At 49.3% G+C, this 3492-nt stretch carries 6 protein-coding genes and 1 pseudogene; 2 read left to right on the top strand and 5 right to left on the bottom strand.

Annotation, left to right across the window (positions count from 1 at the left end):
* Positions 1-128: pseudogene (locus tag ACGTN6_RS20395) on the top strand (IS481 family transposase); the annotation flags it as partial.
* Here ACGTN6_RS20395 and ACGTN6_RS20390 read toward each other — a convergent pair.
* The 4 genes from ACGTN6_RS20390 to ACGTN6_RS20375 all read right to left on the bottom strand — a co-directional run bounded on the left by ACGTN6_RS20390 (position 103) and on the right by ACGTN6_RS20375 (position 2051).
* The gene (locus ACGTN6_RS20390) at positions 103-336 is read right to left on the bottom strand and encodes a methyltransferase domain-containing protein (protein ID WP_394594874.1); all 234 of its coding nucleotides are present in this window, start codon (positions 334-336) and stop codon (positions 103-105) included. The pseudogene ACGTN6_RS20395 and the gene ACGTN6_RS20390 sit on opposite strands and share 26 nt — an antisense overlap.
* 110 nt (positions 337-446) lie before the next feature.
* On the bottom strand, positions 447-812 hold the full coding sequence (locus ACGTN6_RS20385; protein ID WP_394594872.1) for a hypothetical protein: 366 nt from the start codon (positions 810-812) through the stop codon (positions 447-449).
* A gap of 179 nt (positions 813-991) precedes the next feature.
* The gene (locus ACGTN6_RS20380) at positions 992-1579 is read right to left on the bottom strand and encodes a DUF2269 domain-containing protein (protein ID WP_394594870.1); all 588 of its coding nucleotides are present in this window, start codon (positions 1577-1579) and stop codon (positions 992-994) included.
* Between the two features lie 19 nt (positions 1580-1598).
* Positions 1599-2051, bottom strand: a complete 453-nt coding sequence (locus tag ACGTN6_RS20375) for a hypothetical protein (protein ID WP_394594869.1) — start codon at positions 2049-2051, stop codon at positions 1599-1601.
* A gap of 108 nt (positions 2052-2159) precedes the next feature.
* On the opposite strand from ACGTN6_RS20375, the gene ACGTN6_RS20370 reads away from it, so the two are divergent.
* Positions 2160-2603, top strand: a complete 444-nt coding sequence (locus tag ACGTN6_RS20370; RefSeq protein WP_394594868.1) for a MarR family winged helix-turn-helix transcriptional regulator — start codon at positions 2160-2162, stop codon at positions 2601-2603.
* A 79-nt stretch (positions 2604-2682) separates the two neighbouring features.
* Here the strand turns inward: ACGTN6_RS20370 and ACGTN6_RS20365 are convergent, their stop codons facing one another.
* On the bottom strand, positions 2683-3351 hold the full coding sequence (locus ACGTN6_RS20365; RefSeq protein ID WP_394594866.1) for a hypothetical protein: 669 nt from the start codon (positions 3349-3351) through the stop codon (positions 2683-2685).
* Positions 3352-3492 lie beyond the last annotated feature (141 nt).

Raw genomic sequence — 3492 nt, 5'->3', positions numbered from 1 at the left:
ACAATCACCACATCCCGCAGAAGGCGCTGCACCATCAATCACCGATTGCGATGATGAAAGAATGGCAGACCAAGCGTCCTGAGTTATTTACCAAGCGGGTAGTCAATCACACGGGACCCGACATCTAGCTATCGCGGCTTCACTTTTGTCGAATGCGTATACGGCAAAGCCGCAACCAACCAAATAAAACGCATCACGCCCTGCTCCACACCCCACATCCACCGCTATCTTTGGCAATAGTGGATCAACTAATTCAAGGGCAGTTTTTAGATGAGGATATACATCCACCCCTAATGACCTTTCATAGTATATCCGCTCACTCACGTCAAACTCCATATGCATTTAACACCGCACCAATACTTAACGACACCTTTGCCAAAATCCTGAGAAAAACGAAACCGTGAAAGATGCGGAAATCTAATTTAAACTCTTTGCTAGCACTTAGTCTACCGCTGTTTCATAAATGCTACAACCAACCCCGAGGAAATAAATGTGACCCCTGCGCCAATATTTAGCCCTAACACCAACTTTGGCTTTTTTCTTAACCACTCAGACAACTGAGATGCGAACACACCGATCAAACCAAATCCAACAGCAGTTAATACAGAAAACCAAACTCCGTAACCTATCATCTGCATCCTCCTGAAGCTCCGATACGGGCGTTTCAGGCGAGCAACCTCATCCTGCTCCTGGACCTTCTGCTTCGCCTCAGCTGGTGCCTTCCTGACTTGTTTCATGGCGAATTTTACTTCGCGATATTCCTTTCGCCAGCGTGACAGAATGAAAGGGTGGATATCCAGTGTTTCAGCCACCCCTGGACGCTCCGGTGGGCCTGATGGCTCCACTCCACCGCTTTGACTTTGAACTCGGTGCTATAGCGCTGTATTTTCTTCCCCATGATCATCTCGGGCATCGGTTCTCTCCTGCTGGGGAGTTACCGATGCGTGTCCACTAGAGTGGGGGGAAGTCCAGAACAATGTTTAACCCCTTGTTAGGTTTTCTCGACCTCAGAACCCCAGGGATACAGCCGAGGGATCAGCACTGTGAAGAATGAGGCAAGAAAAACAGCAATAAGTGATCCGTAAATGAACACATTCCAAGTGGTGGGTTTAATCACACCCAGCGCGATAATAAGGAACAGCATGGGGAGATCGAGGTAATGGGTAAACGAAGAAACCACTTTTCCCCGCTCTTTCTCCAGCTCTTCCGTGATTTCACCCTGACCAAGTGCTTCCTGCGTCAAACGACGCAACTTCATAAAATAGAGACGGGTTACGGTATTACCTTCGATGAATTCAAAGGCGAAAAGAAAAATCATCCCTGCAAGCCACGGCGTCTCCAGAAACTTCCAGCCGCCAAAGTACTTATAGGTAAACCATGTTCCCGAAAAAAGCAGAATAAGTGCACCGGGTACCACGACACCATCGTAGAACACGGCGATATATCTGACGGCTTCGGAAAACCGGATTAGATCCCTGTGCTGGCGTGAGCGAAGATCAGCAAGCCAAACACCAACAAGCCCGGCACCCATCAAAATGGCACCGAGAATGTGCAAGTACTTAAGAATCAGATATTCCACAGATAGCCCGCCGTGTTGATCATGCTTTGCTTCGAGCAGTCAGTTTACCGCCCAGTCTCAAACCATCCCGTATGTTCAGGCTCATCAATGCTAGGTTCACTGCCCCGGCAATCAGTTCCATGCCCTGTACCAGGTAGAACCTGGTATCAAATGCACCAGAAGAAGCCCATTGATCAAGGAATATGGCAGCAGGAAGCAATATCAGGATTCCGTTGGCGCCAATGATCGGCATCCGTTTTTTTTTCGCCTCCAATAAACGTCCCTTGCGGTTCTTGCTCAAGGCAAAACCCGTTGCGCCAGTCACCGCAATGGCTGGAACAAGAATGAACAGGCCGGGCATTACGATCAGGCTTTTTACCGTCGCTATGGCTTCTTGAGAGCCAAATAGCTCAACCAGTAGCGTGGATAGAAAAAAGGTGGCAATACAAAGTGTGGCAGCTATCGCTGCAAGCTTGTGAACGGTTCTCTTCATGGTTGCTGTCTCCAGGTGCTGTTTTCTTGGGCGTGCAGGACAATTACAGCCAGTTGACAACATGCTGTCAACATGGCAACATGTTGTCAACTTTTTCTGGAGCTCGACATGCAGCACACTCGGGAAGGCCGCTTGTATACAGATATCGTACTGGAGCTATTCAAGCTTGGTGGCCTACTGATTTCAGAAGGCGATGAATTGACGAAGGAGCTGGGGCTGACCAGCGCACGTTGGAAGGTACTTGGCGCGTTAGCCTACGCTGATTCACCAAAGACAGTGTCTCAAATTGCCTATTCGATGGGGCAGACCCGCCAGGGTGTACAGCGACTTAGTGACGCGATGGTAAAGGAAGGGATCCTTGTGTACGAAGACAATCCGCACCATAAGAAAGCCAAGCTGGTCACTATAACGCCTAAAGGGGAAGACGTATTCCTGGCGCTGGAGCGGAAGCAGATTCCATGGGCCAATAAGAACTCGGCTGAGATAAGCGCACAAGAGATGGAGGTTGCGCTGGACGTATTAAAGAAGATGGTTCGGAGGTTGGAAACCTAACGCTTGCAGCATGCGCGCCCACGGAATGGAGCCGAAGGCGCAATGTAGTGGGCGTCGCCGTGCCTGCACTGGTTATAAGTCATTTCACTACTCTCAAATAAGGAGGAAGCCTCTTACCTCCGGCCCTTTGAGCATCCTCACCCAAGAAGGCTTTCCGAGCCTCGTCTACAACCCCCTCAAGTTCTTTAAGGTAGTATTTGCAAAGCTCTTCGATAGACTTTTTCTTCAAATCGTCATCATCTGGAACCGGCAATTCGCTGAAGTGCTGCTGAACCTTGGCCATGCTTTCGGGGAGTTCAACGTAATACTTTTCCTTTGTCCCATCCGGCAATTCGATTTCCCACCCACTACCGCCAGTTTGATCTCCAATGAAAAATCCACTGGCTCCTGGGGGAGGTGTTCCCAACTTTGCCATGTCAGAAGATGAGAAGTTGACTAAGGCAGATGTGCTGACCGGCAGTTTTCCCTGTTTGAGTATTTCGTTTCTCAGCGTGACGAAATACTTCATCAGAACATCAGACTTCATTTTTTCCTGTATGGGTTGATACCAAGCATCAAACCGATCTGAACCAACAGGCGTTTTAAGGTTCTGAATTACGAAAGTCACCGACCGGCCAAAAACGACCAAGTTCCGGATGCCCGAATACCTCCGGTAGCGATTTCCCGACGTGAGATCCTCGTAGCCAAACCGAGCCGTTTGGAGCGTTTCTTCAGCCTTCTGAATTATCGCCCGAATTTCATTACTCACTCAGAACCTCAATGACTAACTGTTCAGCATTTCTTCGCCGTGCGCAGCATGGCGGATAAATGCCTGTTGGACTAAGCCGCCCTTCAGGCTGCTACACCGCTTCTATAGGGTATTGTATTGGCCGGTATGCGGCCTGAGACG

Origin of the sequence: Halomonas sp. B23F22_20 (assembly GCF_043496985.1) — a bacterium.
GTDB lineage: Bacteria > Pseudomonadota > Gammaproteobacteria > Pseudomonadales > Halomonadaceae > Halomonas.
The sequence above is the reverse complement of the archived record's forward strand: the minus strand, read 5'-3'. Positions and strand labels throughout refer to the sequence as shown.

Coding starts and splice junctions, on each gene's coding strand:
- ACGTN6_RS20390 (WP_394594874.1), bottom strand. CDS start 336: ATGGAGTTTGACGTGAGTGAGCGGATATACTATGAAAGGTCATTAGGG.
- ACGTN6_RS20375 (WP_394594869.1), bottom strand. CDS start 2,051: ATGAAGAGAACCGTTCACAAGCTTGCAGCGATAGCTGCCACACTTTGT.
- ACGTN6_RS20370 (WP_394594868.1), top strand. CDS start 2,160: ATGCAGCACACTCGGGAAGGCCGCTTGTATACAGATATCGTACTGGAG.